The 25,080-nt window shown below is 70.5% G+C and carries 20 protein-coding genes; 9 read left to right on the top strand and 11 right to left on the bottom strand.

Annotated features, from left to right (window positions below; all coding sequences use genetic code 11):
* Window positions 1-85: 85 nt before the first annotated feature.
* On the top strand, window positions 86-493 hold the full coding sequence (locus ACGFWE_RS06470; protein WP_352381075.1) for a VOC family protein: 408 nt from the start codon (window positions 86-88) through the stop codon (window positions 491-493).
* A gap of 7 nt (window positions 494-500) precedes the next feature.
* Here ACGFWE_RS06470 and ACGFWE_RS06465 read toward each other — a convergent pair whose 3' ends face one another.
* Genes ACGFWE_RS06465 through ACGFWE_RS06450 form a run of 4 tightly spaced genes read right to left on the bottom strand, consistent with a single transcriptional unit; the run spans window position 501 to window position 3,739 of the window.
* A complete protein-coding gene (locus ACGFWE_RS06465) occupies window positions 501-1,169 on the bottom strand; it encodes a response regulator transcription factor (protein ID WP_352381073.1) in 669 nt (222 codons plus the stop codon).
* The gene (locus tag ACGFWE_RS06460; protein ID WP_393598316.1) at window positions 1,166-2,365 is read right to left on the bottom strand and encodes a sensor histidine kinase; all 1,200 of its coding nucleotides are present in this window, start codon (window positions 2,363-2,365) and stop codon (window positions 1,166-1,168) included. The genes ACGFWE_RS06465 and ACGFWE_RS06460 overlap by 4 nt, the downstream gene beginning before the upstream one ends.
* A gap of 58 nt (window positions 2,366-2,423) precedes the next feature.
* Window positions 2,424-3,245, bottom strand: coding sequence for an IclR family transcriptional regulator (locus ACGFWE_RS06455; protein WP_393598314.1), 822 nt, complete (start codon window positions 3,243-3,245; stop codon window positions 2,424-2,426).
* Window positions 3,242-3,739, bottom strand: a complete 498-nt coding sequence (locus ACGFWE_RS06450; protein ID WP_393598312.1) for a MarR family winged helix-turn-helix transcriptional regulator — start codon at window positions 3,737-3,739, stop codon at window positions 3,242-3,244. Before ACGFWE_RS06450 ends, ACGFWE_RS06455 begins: the two co-directional genes overlap by 4 nt.
* A gap of 119 nt (window positions 3,740-3,858) precedes the next feature.
* Here ACGFWE_RS06450 and ACGFWE_RS06445 point away from each other — a divergent pair, with 119 nt between their 5' ends.
* From ACGFWE_RS06445 to ACGFWE_RS06430, 4 genes are read left to right on the top strand one after another with little or no spacing between them, the layout of a single operon-like run.
* Window positions 3,859-4,776, top strand: a complete 918-nt coding sequence (locus ACGFWE_RS06445) for an SDR family NAD(P)-dependent oxidoreductase (RefSeq protein WP_393598310.1) — start codon at window positions 3,859-3,861, stop codon at window positions 4,774-4,776.
* Window positions 4,777-4,787: 11 nt separating this feature from the next.
* A complete protein-coding gene (locus ACGFWE_RS06440; RefSeq protein ID WP_352382501.1) occupies window positions 4,788-5,663 on the top strand; it encodes an amidohydrolase family protein in 876 nt (291 codons plus the stop codon).
* Between the two features lie 10 nt (window positions 5,664-5,673).
* A complete protein-coding gene (gene menE / locus ACGFWE_RS06435; protein WP_393598307.1) occupies window positions 5,674-7,179 on the top strand; it encodes an o-succinylbenzoate--CoA ligase in 1,506 nt (501 codons plus the stop codon).
* Between the two features lie 14 nt (window positions 7,180-7,193).
* Entirely contained in the window at window positions 7,194-7,649 is a 456-nt protein-coding gene (locus ACGFWE_RS06430) for a MaoC family dehydratase (protein ID WP_352381062.1), read from the top strand.
* Window positions 7,650-7,686: 37 nt separating this feature from the next.
* Here the strand turns inward: ACGFWE_RS06430 and ACGFWE_RS06425 are convergent, their stop codons facing one another.
* The 7 genes from ACGFWE_RS06425 to ACGFWE_RS06395 all read right to left on the bottom strand — a co-directional run bounded on the left by ACGFWE_RS06425 (window position 7,687) and on the right by ACGFWE_RS06395 (window position 18,419).
* On the bottom strand, window positions 7,687-9,360 hold the full coding sequence (locus tag ACGFWE_RS06425; protein ID WP_393598305.1) for a PHP domain-containing protein: 1,674 nt from the start codon (window positions 9,358-9,360) through the stop codon (window positions 7,687-7,689).
* Between the two features lie 20 nt (window positions 9,361-9,380).
* Window positions 9,381-11,204 carry a LamG-like jellyroll fold domain-containing protein gene (locus tag ACGFWE_RS06420; protein WP_352381059.1) on the bottom strand — a complete coding sequence of 608 codons (1,824 nt, stop codon included), beginning with the start codon at window positions 11,202-11,204 and terminating at the stop codon, window positions 9,381-9,383.
* A 39-nt stretch (window positions 11,205-11,243) separates the two neighbouring features.
* Window positions 11,244-14,168, bottom strand: coding sequence for a glycoside hydrolase family 2 TIM barrel-domain containing protein (locus tag ACGFWE_RS06415; RefSeq protein ID WP_393598303.1), 2,925 nt, complete (start codon window positions 14,166-14,168; stop codon window positions 11,244-11,246).
* Window positions 14,165-15,004, bottom strand: a complete 840-nt coding sequence (locus tag ACGFWE_RS06410; RefSeq protein ID WP_393598301.1) for a carbohydrate ABC transporter permease — start codon at window positions 15,002-15,004, stop codon at window positions 14,165-14,167. The genes ACGFWE_RS06415 and ACGFWE_RS06410 overlap by 4 nt, the downstream gene beginning before the upstream one ends.
* A gap of 12 nt (window positions 15,005-15,016) precedes the next feature.
* On the bottom strand, window positions 15,017-15,967 hold the full coding sequence (locus ACGFWE_RS06405) for a sugar ABC transporter permease (RefSeq protein ID WP_352381054.1): 951 nt from the start codon (window positions 15,965-15,967) through the stop codon (window positions 15,017-15,019).
* Window positions 15,967-17,253, bottom strand: a complete 1,287-nt coding sequence (locus ACGFWE_RS06400; RefSeq protein WP_393598299.1) for an extracellular solute-binding protein — start codon at window positions 17,251-17,253, stop codon at window positions 15,967-15,969. Before ACGFWE_RS06400 ends, ACGFWE_RS06405 begins: the two co-directional genes overlap by 1 nt.
* Before the next feature lie 65 nt (window positions 17,254-17,318).
* The gene (locus ACGFWE_RS06395; RefSeq protein WP_393598297.1) at window positions 17,319-18,419 is read right to left on the bottom strand and encodes a carbohydrate kinase family protein; all 1,101 of its coding nucleotides are present in this window, start codon (window positions 18,417-18,419) and stop codon (window positions 17,319-17,321) included.
* A gap of 127 nt (window positions 18,420-18,546) precedes the next feature.
* Between ACGFWE_RS06395 and ACGFWE_RS06390 the strand changes: the two genes are divergently transcribed.
* The 4 genes from ACGFWE_RS06390 (at window position 18,547) to ACGFWE_RS06375 (ending at window position 25,023) form a co-directional block, all read left to right on the top strand.
* Window positions 18,547-19,311: a DeoR/GlpR family DNA-binding transcription regulator gene (locus ACGFWE_RS06390; protein WP_393598295.1), complete on the top strand. Its 765-nt coding sequence runs from the start codon at window positions 18,547-18,549 to the stop codon at window positions 19,309-19,311.
* Entirely contained in the window at window positions 19,308-20,645 is a 1,338-nt protein-coding gene (locus ACGFWE_RS06385) for a 6-phospho-beta-glucosidase (protein WP_393598293.1), read from the top strand. Before ACGFWE_RS06390 ends, ACGFWE_RS06385 begins: the two co-directional genes overlap by 4 nt.
* A 76-nt stretch (window positions 20,646-20,721) precedes the next feature.
* Window positions 20,722-23,769: an alpha-mannosidase gene (locus tag ACGFWE_RS06380; protein WP_393598291.1), complete on the top strand. Its 3,048-nt coding sequence runs from the start codon at window positions 20,722-20,724 to the stop codon at window positions 23,767-23,769.
* A 9-nt stretch (window positions 23,770-23,778) separates the two neighbouring features.
* The gene (locus tag ACGFWE_RS06375) at window positions 23,779-25,023 is read left to right on the top strand and encodes an alpha-L-fucosidase (RefSeq protein ID WP_393598948.1); all 1,245 of its coding nucleotides are present in this window, start codon (window positions 23,779-23,781) and stop codon (window positions 25,021-25,023) included.
* Window positions 25,024-25,080: the final 57 nt, after the last annotated feature.

The following is a 25,080-nucleotide window of genomic DNA, read 5'->3' as shown; positions in this document are numbered from 1 at the left end:
ACGGGGTGCTCCCTCATTCTCCGGAGGGAGGAATCTTCGGTACCGGTCCGGGAGTTGACCATGCAGACACCCTCGAGGAGGCCGTATGTCCGAGGTTCCACCCGCTGTCCGTGAACTCCGGCTCGTCGTCACGGCGGACGACTACGACGAGGCGTTGCGCTTCTACCGGGACGTCCTGGGACTTCCCGAACGGGCCGCGTTCTCCTCGCCCGGCGGGCGGGTCACCATCCTGGAGGCCGGGCGGGCGACACTGGAGCTCACCGATCCGAACCATGCCGCGTTCATCGACGACGTGGAGGTCGGCAGACGGGTCGCCGGGCACATCAGGGTCGCCTTCGAGGTCGACGACTCGGCCGGCACCACCGCCCGGCTGGCCGAGGCGGGTGCGGAGGTGGTCGCCGAGCCGACCCGTACGCCCTGGAACTCCCTCAACTCCCGCCTGGAAGCACCCGGTTCGCTTCAGCTGACCCTGTTCACCGAACTCGGGGACTAGTCGCGGACTAGGCAGTACCCGGTGCCACCAGACCCGTCTCGTACGCGCAGATCACCGCCTGGACCCGGTCCCGCAGCCCCAGCTTGCTGAGCACGTTGCTGACGTGGGTCTTGACCGTGTGCTCGCTCACGAACAGGGTCGTGGCGATCTCCGCGTTGGACAGGCCCCGGGCCAGCATCCGCAGGATCTCCACCTCGCGGGCCGTCAGGACGTCCAGGCGGTCGGGGGTGGCCCCGGTGGCGGCCTCCTCGCGGCGGCGGCGCACGATGTCCGCGACCAGGCGGCGGGTGACGGTCGGCGCGAGCAGCGAGTCGCCGCCCGCCACCACCCGGACCGCGTGCACGAGGTCGTCCCGGCGCACGTCCTTGAGGAGGAAGCCGCTGGCCCCCGCGTACAGGGCGTCGTACACGTACTCGTCGAGGTCGAAGGTGGTGAGCATGACGACTTTGCAGCTGGACTGGGCGCACACCCGCCGGGCGGCCTCCAGGCCGTCCATGACGGGCATGCGGATGTCGAGGAGCAGCACGTCGGGCGTGTGGCGCTGCACCGCGGCCACCGCCTCGGCGCCGTCCCCGGCCTCGGCGACCACCTCGATGTCCTGCTGCGCCTCCAGGATCATGGTGAAGCCGCTGCGGACCAGTTCCTGGTCGTCGGCGACGACCACCCGGATGCTCACCCGAGGGCCGCTTCCCGGTCCGCGGTGACGGGCAGCCGCACGACGACCCGGAAGCCGCCCTCAGGACCCGGCCCGGCCTCCGCGCTGCCCCCGCAGGCGGCCGCCCGCTCCCTGAGGCCGATCAGCCCGTGCCCGCCGCCCGTGCGTGCGGGGCCCCTGCCGTCGTCGGTCACCGTGAGGGTCAACTCGTCCTCCGCCCAGTCGAGTTCCACCTGTGCGCAGGAAGCGTACGCGTGCTTCACCGCGTTGGTCAGGGCTTCCTGCACCGCGCGGTAGGCGGCGACCTCGGTGTCCGGGGGGAGCGGGCGAGGCCGGCCCCGTACGCTCAACTCGACCCGGAGTTCCGTCGATCGGGCGACCTGCTGGACCAGGTCGGGCAGTCCGGTGAGATCCGGCTGGGGCAGCCGGGTGGCGCCGCCCCGGCGTTCCTCCTCCTTCAACACACCCAGGATTCGCCGCAGTTGGGCCATCGCGTCCCGGCCGCTGGCCGCGATCGCGTCGAACGCGGCCTCGGCACGGGCCGGATCGCTGCGCACCACGACCGGTCCGGCCTCCGCCTGGACGACCATCAGGCTCACCGCGTGCGCCAGGATGTCGTGCATGTCCCGGGCGATGCGGCTGCGTTCCTGGGCGATGGCCCGCGCGGTCTCCGCGGCCCGCTCCCGTTCCAGGCGGCGGGCCCGGTCCTCGACGGCGGCCGTGTAGGCGCGCTGGACGCGGGCCAGGACGCCGAGGCCGTAGGCGCAGATCATGCCGGTGATGTGGAAGGCGTACTCGAAGGGCTCGGAGTGCTCCTTGTGCTGCATGGTCAGCACGGCCCCGAGCAGCCAGCACGCCAGCATCGAGCGGCGCTGCCAGGGCAGGCCCTGGACGGCCATGGTGTAGAGGACGACCAGTCCGCCGTAGAGCACATCGGGGGGCGGTGCGTGGTGGTAGGCCATCGCCGTGGTGGCCGCCGAGACCGCCAGAGCGGTCGCGTAGGGGGAGCGGCGGCGCCAGACCAGCGGGACGGCGGTGGCGGCGCCCAGCAGCCAGCCCACCAGGCTCAGCGGATCGTCCCCTTCGTCCGGGAACATCCACTGCAGGGACGCGGCGAACAGCACCAGCACGGCGAGCGCGCTGTCGACGACGTAGGGATTCGTCGTCCTCAGACGGGTCACTACGGGGGCGTACCAGGACCGGGCGGCGACGGACATGAGCGGCTCCTCGGGGCCGGGGCCGTTCCAGTATCACGACGCCGGTGCGGCCGGGACCTCACCGGTGCGAGGGATATCCGGCGCCCGAACGGGGTGCGACCGTCGGCTGCCAGCCCAGCGCCCGGGATATCCCGAGCGACGCGAGCCGTACCGCCGGGATCAGCGCCGGCACCTGGGCGTCGGCGTGGGGCACGACGACCGACACCGCCGCGACCACCGACCCGTCGGGCCCGCACACGGGGGCGGCCACCGACAGGGCGTCGTCGGTGACCTGACGGCTGCTCACCGCGACGCCGGTGCGCCGGACTTCGGCCAGCACCCGGCGCAGCCGCACCGGTTCGGCGAGGGTGTACGGCGTGAACACGGCGAGTGGGCCCGCGCAGTACTCCTCCTGCTCCCGCGGCGCACAGTGGGCCAGCAGCACCAGGCCGACGCCGGTGGCGTGCAGCGGCCAGCGCGCCCCCACCCGGATGTGCACGCCGACCGACGAACGCCCCGCGATCCACTCGATGTAGACGACGTCCGAGCCGTCCCGCACCGCCAACTGCACGTTCTCGTGGGTGGCTTCGTACAGGTCCTCCAGATACGGCAGCGCCAGCTGCCGGAGCGCGACCCCGCGCGGCGCGAGCGCGGCGACCTCCCACAGGCGCAGTCCGACGTGGTAGACACCGTCGTCGTCGCGCTCCAGCGCGCCCCAGTCGGTCAGCGCGCCCACCAGCCGGTGCGTGGTCGTCAGCGTCAGCCCGGCCCGCCGGCTGATGTCCGTCAGGGACAGCGCCGGGTGGTCGTGGTCGAACGCGGCGAGCACGGACAGCAGCCGGTCCGGCGCGGTGGGGGTCCCCCCGCGCGAGCGAAGCCGGGAGTGGGGGTGCCCGGTCATGGCCGGTCGGCGACTCTCAGCAGGAGGGTCTGGAGCGTCTCGCGTTCGGCGGCGTCGAGGGGGGCGAGCAGGTCGTTGGTGACCCGCCGGCCCGCCTCGTCGGTGCCCCGCAGGAAGGCACGGCCGTCCTCGGTGAGCACGACGATCTTGCTGCGGCGGTCGTCGGGGGAGGGGCGGCGCTCGGTCAGGCCCAGCTTCTCCAGGTCGTCGACCAGGCCGACGATCGCGCTGGGGTCGTAGCCGAGCCGGGTGCTCAGCTCCCGCTGGAGGGCGCCCTCGGTTCCGGCGAGATAGCGCAGCACCGCGTAATGCCGCAGCCTGAGGCCCGACTCCTGGAGGAACGTGTTGAACAGCTGGCCCGAGCGCAGGCCGAGGCGGTACAGCAGATAACCGGTGTCCGCGTGCAGCCCGCGCATCCACGGCTCCTCCGAGTCGATGGGTTTCGGGGTGACGTGCTGGCGTGTGATGGCGGGCTCCCTGGGTCGGTGCGGCATGCGCATTCCAGCATGACTTACGGACAGGTCTCCAACAACTATTGACGTCAACAATTATTGCTCTTAGCTTCGATCTCGAAGCCGCACCCCCATGCATCCGTTCGTGAAGGGACCTCCTCGTGCCCAGCATCGATCTCACCGGCAAGGTCGCCGTCGTCACCGGCAGTGGCCGTGGCCTCGGCCTCGCCTACGCACACGCCCTGGCCGCCCACGGCGCCCGCGTGGTCGTCAACGACATCGACGAGGCGGTCGCCGAGCAGGCCGTGAAGTCCATCACCGAGGCGGGCGGCACCGCCGTCGCCGAGGTCGTCCCGGTCGGCACCACCGAGGCGGCGGAGCGGCTGGTGGGCCGGGCCGCGGAGGAGTTCGGACGGCTCGACATCCTGGTCACCAACGCGGGCATCCTGCGCGACAAGGTGCTGTGGAAGATGACCGACGACGACTTCGACGCGGTGATCACCACCCACCTCAAGGGCACCTTCACCTGCGCCCGCGCCGCCGCCGTCCGGATGCGCGAGCAGGGCGAGGGCGGCTCCCTGATCCTGGTCGGCTCCCCGGCCGGGCAGCGCGGCAACTTCGGTCAGACGAACTACGCCGCCGCCAAGGCCGGCATCGCCGCCTTCGCCCGCACCTGGTCCATGGAACTGGGCCGCGCCAACATCACCGTCAACGCGATCGTGCCCGTCGCGGCCACCGCGATGACCGAGACGATCCCGGCCTTCGCCCCGTACATCGAGGCCATGAGGAACGGCGAGCCCCTCCCGGACTTCCTCCGCAAGGGCGAGGGCTTCGGCACCCCCGAGGACTGCGCGGCCCTCGTCCCCTTCCTCGCCTCCGAGGCCGCCCGCGGCATCACCGGCCAGGCCATCGGCATCGGCGGCGACAAGGTGGCACTCTGGTCCCATCCGCAGGAGATCAAGGCGGCGTACGCGGACGGCGGCTGGACCCCCGACACCCTGGCCGACGCCTTCCCGACGTCGGTCGGTGCCGAGCTCCAGACGGTCGGTATCCCGGCCCCGAAGCTTCCGGAGGCGTGATGGACCTCTCCATGAACGTCGAGGACCTGGTCGCCATCGACGTCCACACCCATGCGGAGGTGTCCTCCAAGGGCCACTCCTCCCTGGACGACGACCTGCACGACGCGTCCTCGGCCTACTTCAAGGTCGAGGGCAAGCGGAAGCCGACCCTCGAGGAGACCGCCGCCTACTACCGCGAGCGGAAGATGGCCGCCGTGATCTTCACGGTGGACGCCGAGTCCGCGACCGGCACGGCCCCCGTCCCCAACGAGGAGGTCGCCGAGGCGGCCGCCGCCAACGCGGACGTCCTCATCCCCTTCGCGTCCATCGACCCGTTCCGGGGCAAGGCGGGCGTGAAGCAGGCCCGCCGCCTGGTCGAGGAGTACGGGGTGCGGGGCTTCAAATTCCACCCCAGCATCCAGGGCTTCTTCCCCAACGACCGCTCGGTGGCCTACGACCTCTACGAGGTGATCGAGGAGACCGGCACGATCGCCCTCTTCCACACGGGCCAGACCGGCATCGGCGCCGGAGTCCCGGGCGGCGGCGGCATCCGCCTCAAGTACTCGAACCCGCTGCACGTGGACGACGTGGCCGCCGACTTCCCGCACCTGAAGATCATCCTGGCGCACCCGTCCTTCCCCTGGCAGGACGAGGCCCTCGCCGTCGCCACCCACAAGCCGGGCGTGCACATCGACCTGTCCGGCTGGTCGCCGAAGTACTTCCCGCCGCAGCTCGTGCAGTACGCCAACACGCTGCTCAAGGACAAGGTCCTCTTCGGCTCCGACTTCCCCGTCCTCACCCCCGACCGCTGGCTCGCCGACTTCGAGAAGCTGTCGATCAAGGACGAGGTGAAGCCGAAGATCCTCAAGGAGAACGCCGCCCGGCTGCTCGGGCTCACCAAGCCATAAGGGGCCTCAGATGCGCAACGAGGGACTGGGCTCATGGCCCGCACGCCGGGCCCGCAAGACCCCGCACCGCACCGCCCTGATCCACGGCGACACGACGGTCACCTACGCCGAACTGCACACCCGCGTCACCCGCCTCGCGCACGCCCTGCGCGCCCGGGGCATCCGGCGCGGCGACCGGGTCGCCTACCTCGGCCCCAACCACCCCTCCTACCTGGAGACCCTGTTCGCGGCCGGCTCCCTCGGCGCGGTCTTCGTCCCCCTCAACACCCGCCTCGCCGGACCGGAGATCGGCTACCAGCTCTCCGACTCCGGAGCCAGGGCGCTGGTCTACGGCCCCTCGCACGCGGGGCTCGTCGCCGGGCTGCCGGGCAGCACCGACGTGCGGACGTACGTCGAAGTCGGCGCCGAGTACGAGCAGTTGCTCGCCGAGTCGGCGGCCGAACCGATCGACGAACCGGTCACCGCCGACGACACCTGCATCATCATGTACACCTCGGGCACGACCGGCCGGCCCAAGGGCGCCATGCTCACCCACGGCAACCTGACGTGGAACGCGATCAACGTCCTCGTCGACACCGACCTGATCGCCGACGAACGCGCCCTGGTCTCCGCGCCGTTGTTCCACACGGCGGGCCTGAACATGCTGACCCTGCCGGTGCTGCTCAAGGGCGGCACCTGCGTCCTGGTCGAGGCGTTCGACCCGAGCGCCACCTTCGACCTGATCGAACGGCACCGGATCACCTTCATGTTCGGGGTGCCGACGATGTTCGAGCAGGTGGCGAGGCATCAGCGCTGGGCGGACGCGGACCTGTCCTCCCTGCGCATCCTGACCTGCGGCGGCTCCCCGGTGTCGACGCCCCTGATCGCCGCGTACCAGGAGCGCGGGCTCACCTTCCTCCAGGGCTACGGCATGACCGAGGCCTCACCCGGAACCCTGTTCCTGGACGCCGAGCACGCCATCAGCAAGGCGGGTTCGGCGGGCGTACCGCACTTCTTCAGCGATGTGCGGGTCGTACGGCCGGACCTGGCGCCCGTCGACGTCGACGAGACCGGTGAGGTCGTGCTCCGGGGGCCGCACGTCATGCCCGGCTACTGGGGGCTGCCCGAGGAGACCGCCGCCTCCTTCGCGGACGGCTGGTTCCGCAGCGGGGACGCGGCCCGTGTCGACGAGGACGGATACGTCTTCATCGTCGACCGCATCAAGGACATGATCATCTCCGGTGGCGAGAACATCTACCCCGCCGAGATCGAGGACCTGCTCCTCGGCCATCCGGACATCGCCGAGTGCGCGGTCATCGGCGTCCCGGACGACAAGTGGGGCGAGGTGCCGCGGGCGGTCGTCGTGCCCCGCGAGGGCGCCGCGCCCGATCCCGACGAGGTCCTGGCCTCCCTGGCCGGACGGCTCGCCAAGTACAAGATCCCCAAGTCGGTGGTGATCGCGGACGAACTCCCGCGCACCGCCTCCGGCAAGCTCCTCAAATCCCGGGTGCGCAAGCGCTTCGGCTCCGACTCTTGAGTAAGGACAGCTACATGAGCGTCACCGTGAACGGCATCGACGAACTGAAGAAGCTCGCCGGCAGCGACCTCGGCACCAGCGAGTGGATCGAGGTCACCCAGGAGCGCATCAACACCTTCGCCGACGCCACGGGCGACCACCAGTGGATCCACGTGGACCCCGAGAAGGCGGCGGCAGGCCCCTTCGGCGCCCCCATCGCGCACGGCTACCTCACCCTGTCCCTCTTCATCCCGCTCTTCACCGAGCTGCTGGACGTCCAGGGCGTCACCACCAAGGTCAACTACGGTCTGAACAAGGTCCGTTTCCCCTCCCCGGTGAAGGTGGGCTCGCGCATCCGTCTCGTCGCCAAGCTCACGGACGTCGAGGAGGTCCCCGGCGGTGTGCAGGTCACCGTCGACGGGGCGATAGAGATCGAGGGCGGGGCCAAGCCGGCGGCGGTGCTGCAGAGCCTGTCGCGGTTCTACGCCTGACGACGGCCGCCCCGCCAGTGGGCGGAGCCGAGGTTCGTCAGGAGCCTGCCACGTCCACGAAGACGGGGTTGGAGTAGAACCACGTATCCGCCCACGGGTCACCGTTGCCGGGCTCGTGCGGAATCGGGCCGTGCGGGTCCACCGACGCGCCGAGGTAACCCGTACCGTGCCGGTTGCCGTCGCTGCCCCGCAGCCGGACGTAGAAGGACTCGTCCCCGGCGGTCAGCGGGATACGCAGGGTGTACGTCCCCTTCCGCCCGGAGACGTCCTGCGTCCGGACGACCTTGGTGTCGGGCGCCTTCCAGCCGTCCCGGTCGCTCACCGGACCGCGCACCGCGCCCCGGATCACGTCCACGTGCGCCAACTCGGGCAGGATCCCCTGGGGGTTGGGCCGGGAGGCGCTGGTGACCGTCACGTACAGCGTGATCCGCTCGCCCTTGCGGACCCGCAGCCGTCCGCCCAGCGTGACACCGCGCCCGGAGTCGCAGTCCCGCTTCACGCGCACGTCGAGCCCGTCGAGCAGATGCCCGTGGTCCGCCCAGACACGGCCCGCGCGCAGGCCCGCCATCACCGCGCGGTAGCCGTAGCGGGTCACGCCGACGTGGGTGCGGCTGAACTCGCCCGGCCAGAAGTCGCTGCCGGGCTGCGGGGTGTCGGTGTTCACCGGGTCGGGCAGCCTGCCGGTGTTGTCGAAGTTCTGCCCGGCCGGCCAGTCGCCGTTCTTCCAGGTGTCGAAGACGGTGCGGTGGTTGTCGGAGTTCGTGGTGATCGAGAACAGGCTGCCTTCGGCCAGCATCGAGTCCCACAGCCCGCCGACGGTCGCCGTCGCCCAGTCGAAGCCGCCGTACGTCACATACGCGTCCGCCGGATAGCCCTGCCAGGACTGGGCCGAGGGCTTGTTCTCGTACTCGCCGCGGATCGAGCTCGCCCCGCGCCAGCCGGGGAGCGCCGCGCCCTGGGCGCCCGGTGCGCCCTCCATGCCGATCATGACCTCGGGAGCCGCGTCCCGCCAGCCCCGCAGCTCGTGCGGGGAGTCGATACCGAGGCGCAGCGGGTGGTTGGCGATGACGAGGACGTCGTCGACGTAGCCCGAACGGCGCTGCTCCGCCAGCCACTTGATCGCCTTGACGGCGTGGGCCTCGTTGCGCGCGGTGTCGGCGGCACCCGCGGATCCCTCGGTGTAGCCCAGGAGCTTGCCGTCGTAGGCGAGCTCGAACTGTGTGAGCAGGTCGGTCTCGTGCGGGCCGGGGGCCGCGAACACCGTGCAGTGCTCGGCGGCCGGGATGTACCACTCCAGGCCCTGGAAGATGAGCTGGCGCGGGTTCTCTGCCCTGGCCTTGAGGATCTCCTTGTGCTCCATCGCGGCGCCGTAGTAGGCGTGTCCGAAGTTGGAGTGCTCGTTGAACACCATCCAGTCGAGGCCGTACTTCGCGGCGGCCTGAGCCAGCTGGGAGAACGTGTACTTGGCGTCGTGGCTGTACACGGAGTGCACGTGGTGGTCGCCCACGAGGTAGGCGAGGTGCGGGTCCTCGCCGCCGAAGCCCCGCTGCCCGGAGGCGGCGAAGGCGGGCGTCGTCGCCGACCCGAGGGCGAACGCGGCCCCGAACAGGCCCGCGCGGCGCAGGAGTCCGCGTCTCGACACGCCCTGCGCGTCGAGGTCGGCGGGGTTGACGGAGGGGTCGGCCCAGGAGGGCAGCTGCTGCTCGGTCATGGTGATCCTCGAAGAGAAGGTCAGTGAGTCATGAAGGAGGAGACGGGGAGCGCCCGGGAGACGATCCGGACGTCACCGAGACGGCCGTGGAAGATCTGGTCGATCTTGTCGGCGTACGTGTAGCCGCCCACCAGCCACGGCAGTCCGACCGAGGCGATCCCGACGGCGGACGCCTTCGGATTGCGGACCACGGGGCAGCCCTGGACGTACAGCGTGGTGTGCCTGCTGTCGTTGACGACGGCGAGGTGCCACCAGGTCTCCAGCGGTGTCTCCTGGCCCCAGTTGGTCGCGATGCCCTCCTGGTCGAGCGGGCGCATGGCCCACTGGGGCTCGCGGTCGTTGGAGAGCGAGAGGGTGGCGAGCGGCTCGTCGGGATCGTCACCAGTCTTGCCCGCGGCGCCGCCGGTTCCCCGCCGACTGACCAGTCCCGACCAGGCGTTGTGGTCCGGATCCCAGTCGGCGGGCATGCGGTAGAACACCTCGATGGTGTAACCGTCCTTGAACACCGCCGAGTTGAGTGGCGCCTTGTCGACCGTCTGGAGATAGGCGCCCTTGAGCGGCGACTTGTAGCCCTGGAACTCCAGGCTGCCATGGCCGGGCTGGTCGGGGTGGTGGTCCGCGGACCAGCCCAGCGAACCGCCGCCCACCGATACGACGGTGAGGTCGTTGCCACGGCCGGAGAGGTCGCGGACCGTGCCGGAGACCGCCGACTCGAAGCGCCAGTACGCGGCCGTCCCGGGGATCAGCATCTTCGAGGCCGGGCGGGCCGCACGAGCGGGCACCGGGTCGAAGCCGGCGAAGCGCGAGGCGAAGTCGATGCCGACCGAGAACCGGTCGGCGTCACCGCTGAGTTCGATCTCCTGCCGCTCCAGCTCGTTGAGCCCCTTGGCGGCCCGGCCGAGGATCCACGGGGAGACCGTCTCCACGTCGATCACACCGCGGTCGAGGTCGAAGCGGTACAGGCGGATCATGGCCGCGCCGCCGAAGTACCGGTTCTGGTAGTTCGTCAGGTGCAGATGGACGTCGTTGCCCGCCGTATTCGTGCGGGTCGCCCGTCCGGCGGGCCAGTAGTGGCCGTTGAGGGTGAGGAAGATCTGGTCGTGGTCCTTGACGAGCCGGTCCCACAGCTGCTGACCGTAGTCCGAGAGGGTGTCGTCCTCGACGACCAGCTCGTGCGTGGTCAGGATCACCGGCGTCTTCGGGTGGGCGGCCAGGACGCTCTTCGCCCACGCGTACCCCTGGTCCGACAGCCGCCAGTCCAGGGCGAGGACCATCCACTGGCGGCCCGCGGCCTCGAACAGGTGGTACGTGTTGTAGCCGTCCGGGGAGGCGCCCCCGAACGTCCTGTGGCCCTCGAACCGGTCGGGACCGAACACGTCCAGGTACGGTGTCGCGCCGCGCTGGTCGGTGGTGGACGACTTCACGTCGTGGTTGCCCGCGAGGACGCTGTAGCCGACCCCGCGCCGGTCGAGCAGCTCGAACGCCTCACCGATCGCGGCGCACTCGGGTGCGGCGCCGTTCTGCGTGAGGTCGCCGAGGTGGGACAGGAAGACGATGTTCTCGTCCTTCCCGTGGTCCAGCAGATACCGCAGCGAGGCCTCGACGGGAGCCTTGTCGATGCTCGGCCCGTCGAAGAGGTACTGCGTGTCGGGCATGACGGCGAGCGTGAAGCGCCGGCTCCGGGTGTCGGGACGATACCCGGACACCGCGGCCTCGGCCACGGTCGGCAGGGCGACCCCCGCTGTGGCGGCCGCGCCCAGCAGTGCCGTCGCCCGCAGGAAACTGCGCCGTCCGGCACCGGCCTGGGCGGCCTCGCCCTGGTCGTGCTCATGTGAAGTACACACGTGTGCTCCGTTGCGAGGGAAGTGAAGAAGAAGGGGGATTCAGAGCGCGCGCAGCGTCCAGCTCCAGCGGTGGACGCCCGGCGCGACGAGGTAGGAGGCGAAGGTGTCGGGTCCGCACGAGGCGGTGCCGAGGCCGCGGTGGGCCGCGTCGATGTGTACGGCACAGCTCGCCCTCGGGACGAGTTCGTCGTGGTGCGTGACAGAGGTGAGGTCCGCGGCGCGGTACCGGCTCACGCCGACCTGGCGGGGTTCGTCCAGGACGACCGTCAGGCCGGTGGCGTCCGGCGCGGAGAGCGTGAAGTGCCGTACGCCGTGCCGGCCGCCGCTCTCCTGCGGACGCAGATAGGGGGTGAACAACTCGTCCACGGGCACCGCGTGATGGCCGACCGGCGCTCCGAAGGCGCGGTCCGGATACGACTCCCAGGGGCCCTGTCCGTACCACTCCATCAGGTCGAGCCCGGCGATGGTCTCGAACACGGAGCCGACCCGTGCCACGTCGTCGAGCCGCTCCGGCAGCTCGGCCGACTCCGCTACGTGGATTCCGCCCTCGACGGCGGTGAGGACCTGCACATGCCGGACGACACCGGCCTCGGAGACGTACTCGGCATGCACGGTGACCTGTCCGGGGGTCTGCCGGATGTGCGCGACCTTGCGCACCGGCGCGTCGAGGCCCCAGTCGCGCCAGCGCGCCGCCATGCCGCCGAGCTCGTCGTTGTCGGTGGGCGCCCGCCACAGGGAGAGCGTGGGGGCACGGGTGAGCAGGGGGTGGACCAGGAGACCGTCGTCGTCGACCTCGACGGAACGATTCCGCACGGCCACGGGAACGTGTGGCACGGCCTCCCGCAGCCGCACCTGGGGCGCGCACACCACCGTTCCGCGCGGCGCCCACGGCTCGTCGCCCGCGGTCGTCACCCGCAGCGTCAGCCACGCCTCGCCGCCGTCCTCGGGCAGCTCGAACGGCAGCGGCACCGCCGCCGTCTCACCGGGCCGCAGATCGGGCAGCTCGGCGGGTGAGGTCAGCGTCCGCCCGTCGGCCAGGGACAGCTCCCACTCGGCGGCCAGCCGGTCCAGGCCCCGGAAGTGCTGGTGGTTGCCGAGCACGATGCCCTCGTGCCGGAAGCACTCGATGCGCACCGGCGCCGCGATCTCCCGGTGCTCGTACATCACCGGCTTGGGTGTGCGGTCGGGCAGGACCACACCGTCCGCGATGAAGGCACCGTCGTGGCGGACCTCGCCGAAGTCGCCGCCGTACGCCCAGCGATGCCCGGGCGCGGCGACACCGTTGTCATACAACCCGGCGCCCCCACGCCCGACCGGTCTGCCGTCGTTCACACGCTGGAGAATGCCGTGGTCCCACAACTCCCAGATGAACCCGCCCTGAAGGCCCGGGGTTGACTCGATGGCCGCCCAATGGTCCGCGAGCGTGCCGTTGCTGTTGCCCATGGCGTGGGAGTACTCGCACCAGATCAGCGGTCTGGTCTGCCGTCCGGAGAGCGCGTGCTCCACACACTCCTCCAGCGGGGCGTACATGGGGCAGGCGATGTCGGACGCGTCGTCGGCGGCCGCCCAGTCGAGCTTGGCCGCGCCCTCGTACTGCACCGGCCGCGTCGGATCGTGGCGGCGCACCCACCCGGCGGCCGCGTCGTGGTTCGCGCCGTAGTCGGACTCGTTGCCCAGCGACCAGACGATGACCGACGGGTGGTTCTTGTCCCGCAGCACCATCCGCGAGACCCGGTCCACGAAGGCGTTCAGGTAGCGCGGGTCGTCGGCGATCTCGTGGGCGTGGTCGTGCGACTCGATGTCCGCCTCGTCGACCACGTAGAACCCGAGCTCGTCGGCGAGGTCGTACAGCGCAGGGTCGTTCGGGTAGTGCGAGGTGCGGATCGCGTTGAACCCGAAGCGCTTCAGCGTGATCAGATCCGCACGCATGTCGTCGTACGACACCGTCCGCCCGGTCAGCGGGTGGAAGTCGTGCCGGTTGACGCCCCGGATGAACACGCGCTCGCCGTTGACCAGCAGATCCCGGCCGGCGATCTCGACGTCCCGGAATCCGATCCGGTGCCGTGCGGTGTCGGCGACCGTACCGTCCGCGCGGTGCAGCCGGACGGTGAGGTCGTACAGCTCGGGCTGCTCGGCGTTCCAGGTGCGGACGTCCGGGACGGTGTCGGCCAGACGCGCCTCGCCGAGGAAGTCGGAGACCCGGTCGTCCTCCCGGTTGAACCGGTCGAACTCCGCGTCCTGCGCCAGCAGCAGACCGTCCAGCTCCCCGCTGACGTACCAGCCCTCGGGCAGCGCGCCGCCCGCGTCCCGGACCCGGCAGTCCACCTGCAGCTCGCCGGCGTGGGAGGCCCGCACGGTCACGTCCGCCAGATGCAGTGGGTCCGTCGCGTACAGCAGCACCGAGCGGGTGATCCCGCCGTGCCACCACTGGTCCTGGTCCTCGATGTGCGAGGCGTCCGACCACTTGACGACGGTGAGGCGCAGCGTGCCGGGTGAGCCGGGGGCGACCAGGCCCGTCAGGTCGAACTCGGCGGCCAGATGGGAGTCCTTGGACACGCCGACGGGCCGCCCGTCCACATGCACCAGCAGCACGCTCTCGGCGGCCCCGACCTGGAGCACGATCCGGCGTCCGGCCCACTCGGCGGGGACGTCCAGCTCACGCTCGTACACGCCCGTGGGATTCGCCGCGGGGGAGTGGGGCGGGAACTCGGGGAACGGCATCCGTACGTTGAGGTACTGCGGCAGGTCGTCGGTGCCCTGCATCGTCCAGACACCGGGGACGTACGCCGAGGACCAGGCACCGCCGACCGGCGCGTCCGGAGTGGGCAGCAACTGGAAACACCAGTCGCCGTCCAGGGGGAGTGCTCCGGAGCGCCGGTCGACGGCGTTCATGGGCAGCCGTCCCCAGGAGGTCACCTCGGGTGCCTCCCAGGGGCGTAGGGCGATCAGGGCATCGTCCGTCATCCGCGCACGGCTCCCTTCGCGAGGTCGCCGATGATCTGCTTGGCGCCGATCGCGAAGACGATGAGCAGCGGGACGAGGGCGAGCAGTGCGCCGGTCATCACGATGCCGTAGTCGGTGGTGCCGTGGGTGCCGTTGAGCTGGGACAGCGCGACCTGGAGGGTCACGTTGCCGGGGTCGGTCAGGGCGATCAGGGGCCAGGCGAAGTCGTTCCACTGGCCCATGAAGGTGAAGATGCCGAGGAAGGCGAGGCCGGGGCGGACCACCGGCAGCGCCACGTGCCAGTACTGGCGCAGGAAGTTCGCGCCGTCCAGCTTGGAGGCGTCGAGCAGTTCGTCGTGGATGGCGGTCTTCATGTACTGGCGCATCCAGAAGATGCCGAAGGCGTTGGCCGCGGCCGGCACGATCAGCGCGGTCATCGAGCCGATCCAGCCGATCTTCGCCATGATCACGAACTGCGGGATCACCGAGAGCTGCGCGGGCACCATGAAGATGACCATGAGCAGCCCGAACAGCACGTTCTTGCCGGGGAACTCGAACTTGGCGAAGACGAAGGCGGCGAGGGAGTCGAAGAGCAGGACCAGGAAGGTCACCGACACCGCGACCAGCAGCGAGTTCCACATCGACCCGAAGAAGTCGACGGCGTCGAAGAGATGGCGGACGTTCTCCAGGAAGTGCGTGCCCGGCAGCAGCTTCGGCGGGTAGGAGAAGATCTCCGTCGAGCTGTGCGTCGACATGATCACGGCCCAGTAGAACGGGAACGCCGAGATCAAAGTGCCGATGATCAGCGGGAGGTGCAGCGCGATCCCTCTGCGGCGGGACCCCTTGATGGCAGCCATGGTGGGCCCTTCCTAGTCGCCCCGGCGCTGCACGAGGCGCCAGTTGATGATCGAGAAGAGGACGACGACGAGGAAGATGCCCCAGGCCACCGCGGCGCCGTACCCGAAGTCGTTGTTGTCGAAGGTCTGCTGGAAGAAGTAGAGGACCATCGTCTGGCCCGAGTGGCCCGGACCGCCCGCGAACGTCGAGTCGTTGGAGGAGGTCTGGAGCAGCACCTGTGGCTCGGAGAAGCTCTGCAGACCGGTGACGGTCGAGACGACGAGCACGAACAGCAGGGTGGGCCGCAGCAGCGGCAGTGTGATCCGGAAGAAGGTCTGGACGGGCCCGGCGCCGTCCACACGCGACGCCTCGTACAGCTCGCCCGGGACGGTCTGCAGTCCGGCGAGGAAGATGATGGCGTTGTAGCCGGTCCACTGCCAGGTCATCAGCGCGGCGATGGTGACCTTGATGCCCCACGGGGTGTTCAGCCAGGCCACCTGGTCGATCCCGACCGCGTGCAGGACGGCGTTCACCATGCCGGCGTTGGTGGAGAAGATCGAGCCGAAGACGATCGCGATCGCGACGACCGAGGTGACGTTCGGCAGGAAGTACGCGACGCGGTACAGACCCTTGAAACGGACCGCGGAGTTGAGCATCACGGCCGTGACCATCGCCAGGAGGATCATGGGGAAGGTGGCCAGTGCCCAGATGATGAGCGTGTTGCCGATCGAGTTCCAGAAGTCGCTGTCGCTCAGCAGGTACCGGTACTGCGAGAGTCCGGCCCACTCCATCGGGCCGAGGCCGTCCCAGCGGTGGAAGGACAGGTAGAGCGAGAAGCCGACCGGGAAGAGGCCGAACCCCAGGAAGATCAGGTAGAAGGGGGAGATCGCGGCGTAGAGGTGCCAGTACGCGCGCCACCCCTTCTTGGGCTGCGTGGGCGACGGCTGTGCAACGGCGGGCACGGTCTGCTCCAGGACGGCCATCAGTAGCTCACCCCCAGGTGCTTCGCGATGCGACGGCACTTGCTCATGGCGTCACTCCAGGCCTTCTTGGGGTCCTTGCCGAGGACGCCGACGTTCTTGATCTCGTCCTTGATGGGCTGTCCGAGCGCGATGTCGAACGGGCTGTTGTAGGCGACCACGATCTTCTGCGCGGCCGGCCCGAAGATGTCGGTCGTGACCTGGCCGCCGAAGAAGGGGTCGGGCTCCTGCATCTGCTTGAGGCCGTACGAGGCGGGCGTGGAGGGGAAGAGGCCCGCGTCGACGTAACCCTGCGCCTGGTTCGACGCGTTGAGGATCCAGGTGATGATCTCGAAGGCCTGCTCGGGCTCCCGGCACTCCTTGGTGACCGACAGGAAGGAGCCGCCGTTGTTGGCGGGCCGGACCGGCATCTGCGCCACCCGCCACCTGCCCTTGGTCTTCGGTACGCCGTTCTTGATGTCGAAGGAGGCCCAGGAGGCGTTGAGCTGGCTCGGCAGCTTGCCGTCCTGGATCGCCGACAGCTGGTCCGGGGTACCGCTGACCAGGTCCGAGACGATCTTCCGACGCTTGGCCTCCACGGCCAGCGCCCAGGCCCGGCGCACGTGCGCCTGGTCGCCGATGAAGTGGCGGTCCTTGTCGACGTACCGCTCGGCACCCTGCTGTACGACGTTCTCGAAGACCGAGTTGACGTCGGTGAGCAGCTTCGCGCCCGGCACGCGCTTGCCCAGCCGCACGCCCGCGTCGAAGAACTTCTCCCAGGTGTCGAGCTGCGCGCTCACGTCGTCGGGCTCGTACGGCAGCCCCGCCCTGCGGAAGACGTCGTACTGGTAGAAGTGCGCGACCGGTCCGCAGTCGATCGGGAAGCCGACCATCGTGCCGTCGTCGGCGATGCCCTGGTCCCACTTCCAGGACAGGTACTGGTCCTTGTACTTCTCCGCGCCCAGCGTCCGCAGATCGATGAACTGGTCCGCGTTCGGCAGATAGGCGGCCATGTCCTCGCCCTTGAGCCCCGCGATGTCGGGGATGTGGGCCCGGCCGGTGATGGTGGTGATGAGCTTCGAGCGGTACTGGCCGCCGATCTGGATGGCCTGGAGGTCCACCGAACTGCCGTAACGGGCCTCGGCGTTCTTGACGACGGTGTCGCTGAGGCCGCCGCTCCAGTACCAGAGGACCATGTTCCTGCCGGTGGAACCGGCCGGAACGGCACAGCCGGTGGCCAGGCCGCCGAGTGCCGCGGCGGCTGTACCGCCCAGGCCCGCGCGGAGCAGGCCTCTTCGTGAGAGCCGCACAGCTCCCACCGCCTTTCGGGTCTTTTCGGGACGTGCATGTGAGGGGGCTCGTGGGGGCTTGCGGATCAGTGCTGCCGTGCGGTGTCGGGTGGGAGCACGGGGGAGTGCTCGGGTGAGAGGCGGGCCGGGGGCGCGACCGGCGCGACCGGTGCCGGCCTGGTCGGCGGGGTGACCGGCGCGTGGTGGACCGGCGGGCCCACGTCCGCGGGGATGCGGTCGGCCAGGAAGCCGTACGCGCGCTTCAGAGCGGGGTCCGTCAGCGAGCGCCACCACTGGTCCACTCCGTACCAGCCCGGGGCCGCCAGGGCCCCGCCGTGATGCTGTACGGACAAACCGGCGGCGAGGACGGCGAACCGCAGCCGTTCCTCCAGCGGCCAGCCGCCGAGCGAGGCCGCGACGAAGCTCGCGCCGAACACGTCACCGGCGCCCGTGGCGTCGAGGACGTCGACGGGCACGGCCGGGACGTCCGCGTACTCGCCGGTGGCCTGGTCGACCGCGACCGCGCCGTCCCCGCCCCGGGTGACCACGGCCACCGGGACCAGCTCGGAGAGCGTGCCGAGCGCCGCCACCGCGCTGTCGGTGCGGGTGTAGGCCATCGCCTCGCCCTCGTTGGGCAGGAAGGCATGGCACAGGGCCAGCTGGTCGAGGAGGTCGGTGGACCACACCTGGGTGGGGTCCCAGCCGACGTCCGCGTAGATGTGCGTGCCGTTCGCGGCGGCCTTGGAGAGCCAGGCGCGCGGCTCGGCCTCCAGGTGGACGAGGGCCGTGCGCGCCTCGGGCGGGTCGCCCATGAGCGTGTCCTGGGAGTACGGCGGTTCCTGGCCGTGGGTGACCAGCGCCCGGTCGTGTCCGTGGGCGAGAGCGACGGTGACGGGAGTGTGCCAGTCGTCCGCGATCCGCGAGAGCGAGAGGTCGACACCCTCCTGACCCGCGAGGACCTCCTGGCAGTAGGCGCCGTAGAAGTCGTCGCCGAAGACCGTGGCCAGCGAGGTGCGCAGACCGAAGCGCGACGCTGCGACCGCCAGATTGGCGATGCCGCCGGGGCCGCAGCCCATGCCGGCCGTCCAGATCTCCTCACCCGGAGTCGGCGGCTTTCCCAGACCCGTCAGGACGAGGTCGTAGAAGAGCAGCCCGGTCAGCAGCACCTCGGGCCGGTCGTCGTCCACGTGAGTGCCTCTCGTCAAAACTCGTCAATTTCGATGACGGGAATCGTGCGCCGCTCGACGAGATTGGTCAATACCCAAGCAGAACTGAGCATAGAAATGATTGAAGATGACGAGTAGTGTTCACGGTGTGCTGGCTGAACGACGACACCAACTCATCCTGCGGGCCTTGCGCTCCGGCGGCCCCGCGGCTGTGACCGACCTCTCCGAGCAGCTCGGTGTGAGCCCCGCCACCATCCGGCGTGACCTCGTCAAGCTGGAGGAGGACGGACTGCTCACCCGGGTGCACGGGGGTGCGCGCGCCGAGGAGGGCGATCAGCCCTTCGAAGAGGTCGCCGAGGTCCGGGTGGCCGAGAAGGACGCCATAGCCGCCCGCGCCGCGGCGCTGGTCCAGGACGGCCAGTCCGTGCTGCTCGACATCGGCACCACCGCCTACCGGCTGGCCCGGCAGCTGCACGGCCGCCGGCTGACCGTGATCACCAGCAACCTGGTGGTCTACGAGGAGCTCGCCGACGACGAGGGCATCGAGCTGGTGCTGCTCGGCGGGATGGTCCGCCGCGAGTACCGCTCCCTGGTCGGCTTCCTCACCGAGGACAACCTGCGCCAGCTGCACTCTGACTGGCTCTTCCTCGGCACCAGTGGAGTGCGCCCGGGCGGGCAGGTGATGGACACGACGGTCGTGGAGGTGCCGGTGAAACGGGCGATGATCAAGGCGAGCGAAAAGGTCGTCCTGCTCGCCGACACCGCCAAGTTCCCGGGCACGGGCATGGCGAAGGTCTGCGGTCCCGAGGCCCTGGACGTGGTGGTGACGAACGCGCCGGTCGACGCGGTGACCCGGTCCTCCCTGGAGGAGGCGGGCGTCGAGGTGGTCCTGGCAGGAAAGGCTCAACGGTGAAACTGACGATTCTTGGCGGCGGCGGCTTCCGGGTCCCGCTCGTGTACGGCGCGCTGCTGACGGACCGCGCGGAGGGCCGGGTGACCGAGGTCGTCCTGCACGACCTGGACGACCGAAGGCTCTCCGCGGTGACCCGGGTGCTCGCCGAGCAGGCGGCACGGGTCCCGGATGCCCCCACGGTGACCGCCACCACCGACCTCGACGAGGCCCTGCGCGGCGCCGACTTCGTCTTCTCGGCGATCCGCGTCGGCGGCCTGGAAGGGCGGGCCGACGACGAGCGGGTGGCCCTCGCGGAGGGTGTCCTCGGCCAGGAGACGGTCGGCGCGGGCGGCATCGCCTACGGCCTGCGCACGGTCCCGGTGGCCGTGGACATCGCCCGGCGCGTGGCCCGCCTCGCCCCCGACGCCTGGGTCATCAACTTCACCAACCCGGCGGGTCTGGTCACCGAGGCCATGTCCCGCCACCTCGGCGACCGCGTCATCGGCATCTGCGACTCCCCGGTCGGCCTCGGCCGCCGTATCGCGCGCGTGCTCGGCGCCGATCCCAACGAGGCGTGGATCGACTACGTCGGCCTCAACCACCTCGGCTGGGTCCGGGGCCTGAAGATCGCCGGCCGGGACGAGCTCCCGCGCCTGCTCGCCGACCGCGATCTGCTGGGCTCCTTCGAGGAGGGCAAGCTCTTCGGCGTCGACTGGCTCCAGTCGCTCGGCGCGATCCCCAACGAGTACCTGCACTACTACTACTTCAACCGCGAGGCCGTCCGCTCCTACCAGCAGGCCGAGAAGACCCGCGGCGCCTTCCTCGCCGACCAGCAGGCACGGTTCTACGACGAGGTCGGTGCCCCCGGCGCCAAGGCGCTGGACGTCTGGGACCGCACGCGTGCCGAGCGCGAGGCCACGTACATGTCCGAGAACCGGGAGACGGCCGGCGCCGGCGAACGCGACGCCGACGACCTCTCCGGCGGCTACGAGAAGGTCGCCCTCGCCCTGATGCGGGCCATCGCCCGCGACGAGCGCGCCACCCTGATCCTCAACGTCCGCAACCAGGGCACGCTCTCCGTGCTCGACCACGACGCCGTCATCGAGGTGCCCTGTCTCGTCGACGCCAACGGCGCCCACCCCGTCTCCGTCGCCCCCCTGCCCGACCACGCCACCGGCCTGGTCTGCTCGGTCAAGGCGGTCGAGCGGGAGGTGCTGGCCGCCGCCGAGTCGGCCTCGCGCACGACCGCGGTGAAGGCCTTCGCGCTGCACCCGCTGGTCGACTCCGTCAATGTCGCCCGCAAGCTGGTCGAGGGCTACACCTCGGTGCATCCGGGGCTCGCGTACCTTAAGTAGCGTCTGTTTTTGGAAAGCGCTTTCCCCACGCTTCCCGGTCCCACCGGCTCGCCCTCTCCCTCCCTGGAGACCCTTCATGCACGACGAACGCCGCCGCATCGAGGAGCGCGTCCAGCGCGCCCACGACCAGCGCATCAAGCCCGCGATCTACGCGGCCACCGTCCCGTTCGAGGTCGAGGCCTGGCAGGCGCCGGGCGAGCCGGTCTCCTTCGAGGAGGCCGCGGCCGCCCGCTACACGCCCTTCGCGATGGACACCCCGTGGGGCCCGCCCTGGGGCACCACCTGGTTCCGGATGCGCGGGCAGGTGCCCGCCGAGTGGGCCGGGAAGCGCGTCGAGGCCGTCATCGACCTCGGCTTCGTGGGCGACTGGCCCGGCAACCAGGCCGAGGCCCTGGTCCACCTCGCCGACGGCCGCCCCCTGAAGGCCGTGAACCCCCTCAACCAGTACGTCCCCGTCGCCAACCCGGCGAACGGCGGCGAGGAGATCGACTACCTGGTCGAGGCCGCCTCCAACCCGGACATCCTCAAGGACAACTTCTCCAAGGTCACGCCGATGGGCGACAAGCTCACGGCCGGCTCCGCGCCCCTCTACACCTTCCAGCGCGCCGACCTCGCGGTCCTCGACGAGGAGGTCTTCCACCTCGACCTGGACCTCCAGGTGCTGCGCGAGCTCATGGTCCACCTCGCCGAGCACGAGCCCCGCCGCCACGAGATCCTGCACGCCCTGGACCGGGCCATGGACGCCCTCGACCTGGACGACGTCTCCGGCAGCGCGGCAGCCGTCCGCGAGGTCCTCGCGCCGGTGCTGGCCAAGCCCGCCCACGCCAGCGCCCACACCATCTCCGGAGTCGGCCACGCCCACATCGACTCCGCGTGGCTGTGGCCCATCCGCGAGACCAAGCGCAAGACGTCCCGCACCTTCTCCAACGTCACCGCGCTCGCCGACGAGTACGACGACTTCATCTTCGCCTGCTCCCAGGCCCAGCAGTACGAGTGGGTGCGCGACAACTACCCGCACGTGTGGGCCCGCATCCAGGACTCGGTGAAGAAGGGCCAGTGGGCCCCGGTCGGCGGCATGTGGGTCGAGGCGGACGGCAACCTGCCCGGCGGCGAGGCCATCGCCCGCCAGCTCGTCCACGGCAAGCGGTTCTTCATCGAACACTTCGGCGTCGAGACCAAGGGCGTGTGGCTGCCGGACTCCTTCGGCTACACCGCCGCCTACCCGCAGCTCGCCAAGCTGGCCGGCAACGACTGGTTCCTCACCCAGAAGATCTCCTGGAACCAGACCAACAAGTTCCCCCACCACACCTTCTGGTGGGAGGGCATCGACGGCACCCGGATCTTCACCCACTTCCCGCCCGTCGACACCTACAACGCCCGTTTCAGCGGCGAGGAGATGGACCGCGCGGTCCGCAACTACAACGAGAAGGGCGGCGGTACGCGCTCGCTGGCCCCCTTCGGCTGGGGCGACGGCGGCGGCGGCCCCACCCGCGAGATCATGGAGCGGGCCCGGCGCCTGGCCGACCTGGAGGGCTCGCCCAAGGTCGTCGTCGAGCACCCCGACGACTTCTTCGCCCAGGCCCGCGAGGAGTACCCGGACGCCCCGGTCTGGGTCGGGGAGCTCTACCTGGAGCTGCACCGCGCCACCTACACCTCCCAGGCCCGCACCAAGCAGGGCAACCGCCGCTCCGAGCACAAGCTGCGCGAGGCCGAGCTGTGGGCGACGACGGCCGCGCTGCACGCGCCGGGCTACTCGTACCCGTACGAGAAGCTCGACCGGCTGTGGAAGACGGTCCTGCTGCACCAGTTCCACGACATCCTGCCGGGCTCCTCGATCGCCTGGGTGCACCGCGAGGCGGAGGCCGAATACGCGCGCGTGGCCGAGGAGTTGGAGACGCTGACCGCCGAGGCGGTGGCCGCGCTGGGTGCCGGTGGCACGCGGGTGTTCAACACCAGCCCGTTCGACCGGGCCGAGGTGGTCCGCACGTCCGAGGGCGCTCTGGCGTACGTCGAGGTGCCCGCGAGCGGCAGCGCGCCGCTGACCGAGGCGGAGCCCGCACAGCCCGTGAAGGCCGAGGGCCGGGTCCTCGACAACGGCCTGGTGCGCGTGGAGGTTGCGGAGGACGGCACGCTGTCGTCGGTCCTCGATCTGCGGGCCGGCCGGGAGGTGCTGGGCGACAAGGGCAACCTGCTCCGCCTGCACACCGACCTCCCGAACTACTGGGACGCCTGGGACATCGACAAGCACTACAACAACCGGTACACGGACCTCCTGGAGCCCACCTCGGTCGAGGTCGTCTCCGAGGACCCGCTCCTTGGCGCGATCCGCGTGACCCGGTCCTTCGGCAAGGGCTCGACGATCACCCAGACCATCACCCTGCGCGCCGGCAGCCCCCGGATCGACTTCGAGACCGACATCGACTGGCACGAGGCCGAGAAGATCCTCAAGGCGGCCTTCCCGATCGACGTCCGGGCCGCGCACTCCTCCGCGGAGATCCAGTTCGGCCACGTCCAGCGGCCCACGCACACCAACACCAGCTGGGAGGCGGCCCGTTTCGAGGTCTCCGGGCACCGCTGGGTGCACGTCGGCGAACCGGGCTACGGCGTCGCCGTGCTCAACGACTCCACCTACGGCCACGACGTCTCCCGCACGGTCCGTGAGGACGGCGGTACGACGACCACGGTCCGGCTCAGCCTGGTCCGCGCCCCGCGCATCCCGGACCCGGAGGCCGACCAGGGCAGGCACCGCTTCACCTACGCGCTGCTGCCCGGGGCGAGCATCGAGGACACCGTCGCCGAGGGCTACTCCCTCAACCTGCCGCTCCGGGTGGCGGACGCGGCCGGTGCCCCCGAGCCGGTCGTCTCGGTCGACGGCCAGGGCGTGACCGTCGAGGCGGTCAAGCTCGCCGACGACGGCTCCGGTGACGTCGTGGTCCGTCTCTACGAGTCGGGCGGCGGCCGCGCCCAGGGTGTGCTGCGCACCGGGTTCCCGCTGGCCGGCGCCCAGGTCACCGACCTGCTGGAGCGCCCGCTGGAGGACGAGACGGCCGAGGTCACCGACGGCGGTGTGGCGGTCTCGTTGCGCCCCTTCCAGGTGCTGACGCTCCGGCTGCGCAGGGGCTGACCCGTGCCGATGCAACCGTGGTTCACCGACGCCAAGTTGGGGATCTTCGTCCACTGGGGCATCTACGCCGTGGACGGCGTCCAGGAGTCCTGGTCGTTCTACGACGACATCGTCCCGCACGAGCGGTACATGTCCCAGCTGGAGCGCTTCACGGGGGCGAAGTACGACCCCCGCGCGTGGGCCGACCTGTTCGCCCGCGCGGGCGCGAAGTACGCGGTGCTGACGAGCCGTCACCATGACGGAGTGGCCCTGTGGGACACGGAGTTCGGCGACCTGAACCTCGGCAGGGACTACCTCGGTCCCTGCGCCGAGGCGCTGCGGGACAAGGGCCTGAAGGTCGGCCTGTACTACTCGCACTCCGACTGGAACCACCCCGACTACGCCTCCACGCGCAAGCCGGGCCGCCCGCCGGAGCAGGAGGACAACCGCTACTCCGAGGTCGCCGCCGAGGACGAGGACCTGGCGGCCTGGGAGCGGTTCATCGCCTACCGGGACGGCCAGGTCCGGGAGCTCGCCGCCCGCTACCGGCCCGACCTGATGTGGTTCGACGGCGAGTGGGAGCGCAGCGAGGAGCAGTGGCGCATCCCCGAACTCGCCGCGCTCATCCGGTCGTACGTGCCGGACGTCGTCTTCAACGCGCGCATGCTCAGTGAGGGGGACTACGCCACCCCCGAACAGGGCGCTCCCATCGAACCGCCCGACGGTCCCTGGGAGTTGTGCCTGACGATCAACGACTCGTGGGGTTACCAGCACCAGGATCACCACCACAAGTCACTCGCCCAGCTGATCCGCTACTTCACCGAGACCATCGGCGGGGGCGGCAATCTGCTGCTCGACGTAGGCCCGATGGAGGACGGCACCATTCCGGAGCCTCAGGTGGAGCGCCTGGAGGGTCTGGGGGAGTGGATCCGCAAGCACTCCGAGGCGGTGTACGGAACCGTGCGCGGGCTCCCCGCGGGGCACCACTACGGACCCAGCACGCTCTCCGCGGACGGCCGCACGCTCTACCTCGTGCTCTTCGACGCACCCCGCGCCGAAGTGGGCCTGAAGGGCCTGGTCACCCCGGTCCGCAGGGTCACGGTCCTGGGCACCGGTAAGGAACTGGGCCATGAGGTGGTCGGCGGACTCCACGAGGCCGTGGGCATCGTGTGGATCGACCCGCCCCCCGCGGCCGACCTCGATCCGTGCGCCACGGTGCTCAAGGTGGAACTGGACGGGGAACTGGAGCTGTACCGGGGGGCGGGCCGGCCCTGACGGCGATGCCGGGCCACGGCGGGTTCTCGGCCCGCCGTGGCCCGGCATCGACAAGGG

The organism is Streptomyces sp. NPDC048523 (genome assembly GCF_043199815.1).
In the GTDB taxonomy this organism is placed as follows: domain Bacteria; phylum Actinomycetota; class Actinomycetes; order Streptomycetales; family Streptomycetaceae; genus Streptomyces.
Note: the sequence above shows the minus strand (reverse complement) of the source record. Positions and strands in the feature narration are given on the sequence as shown.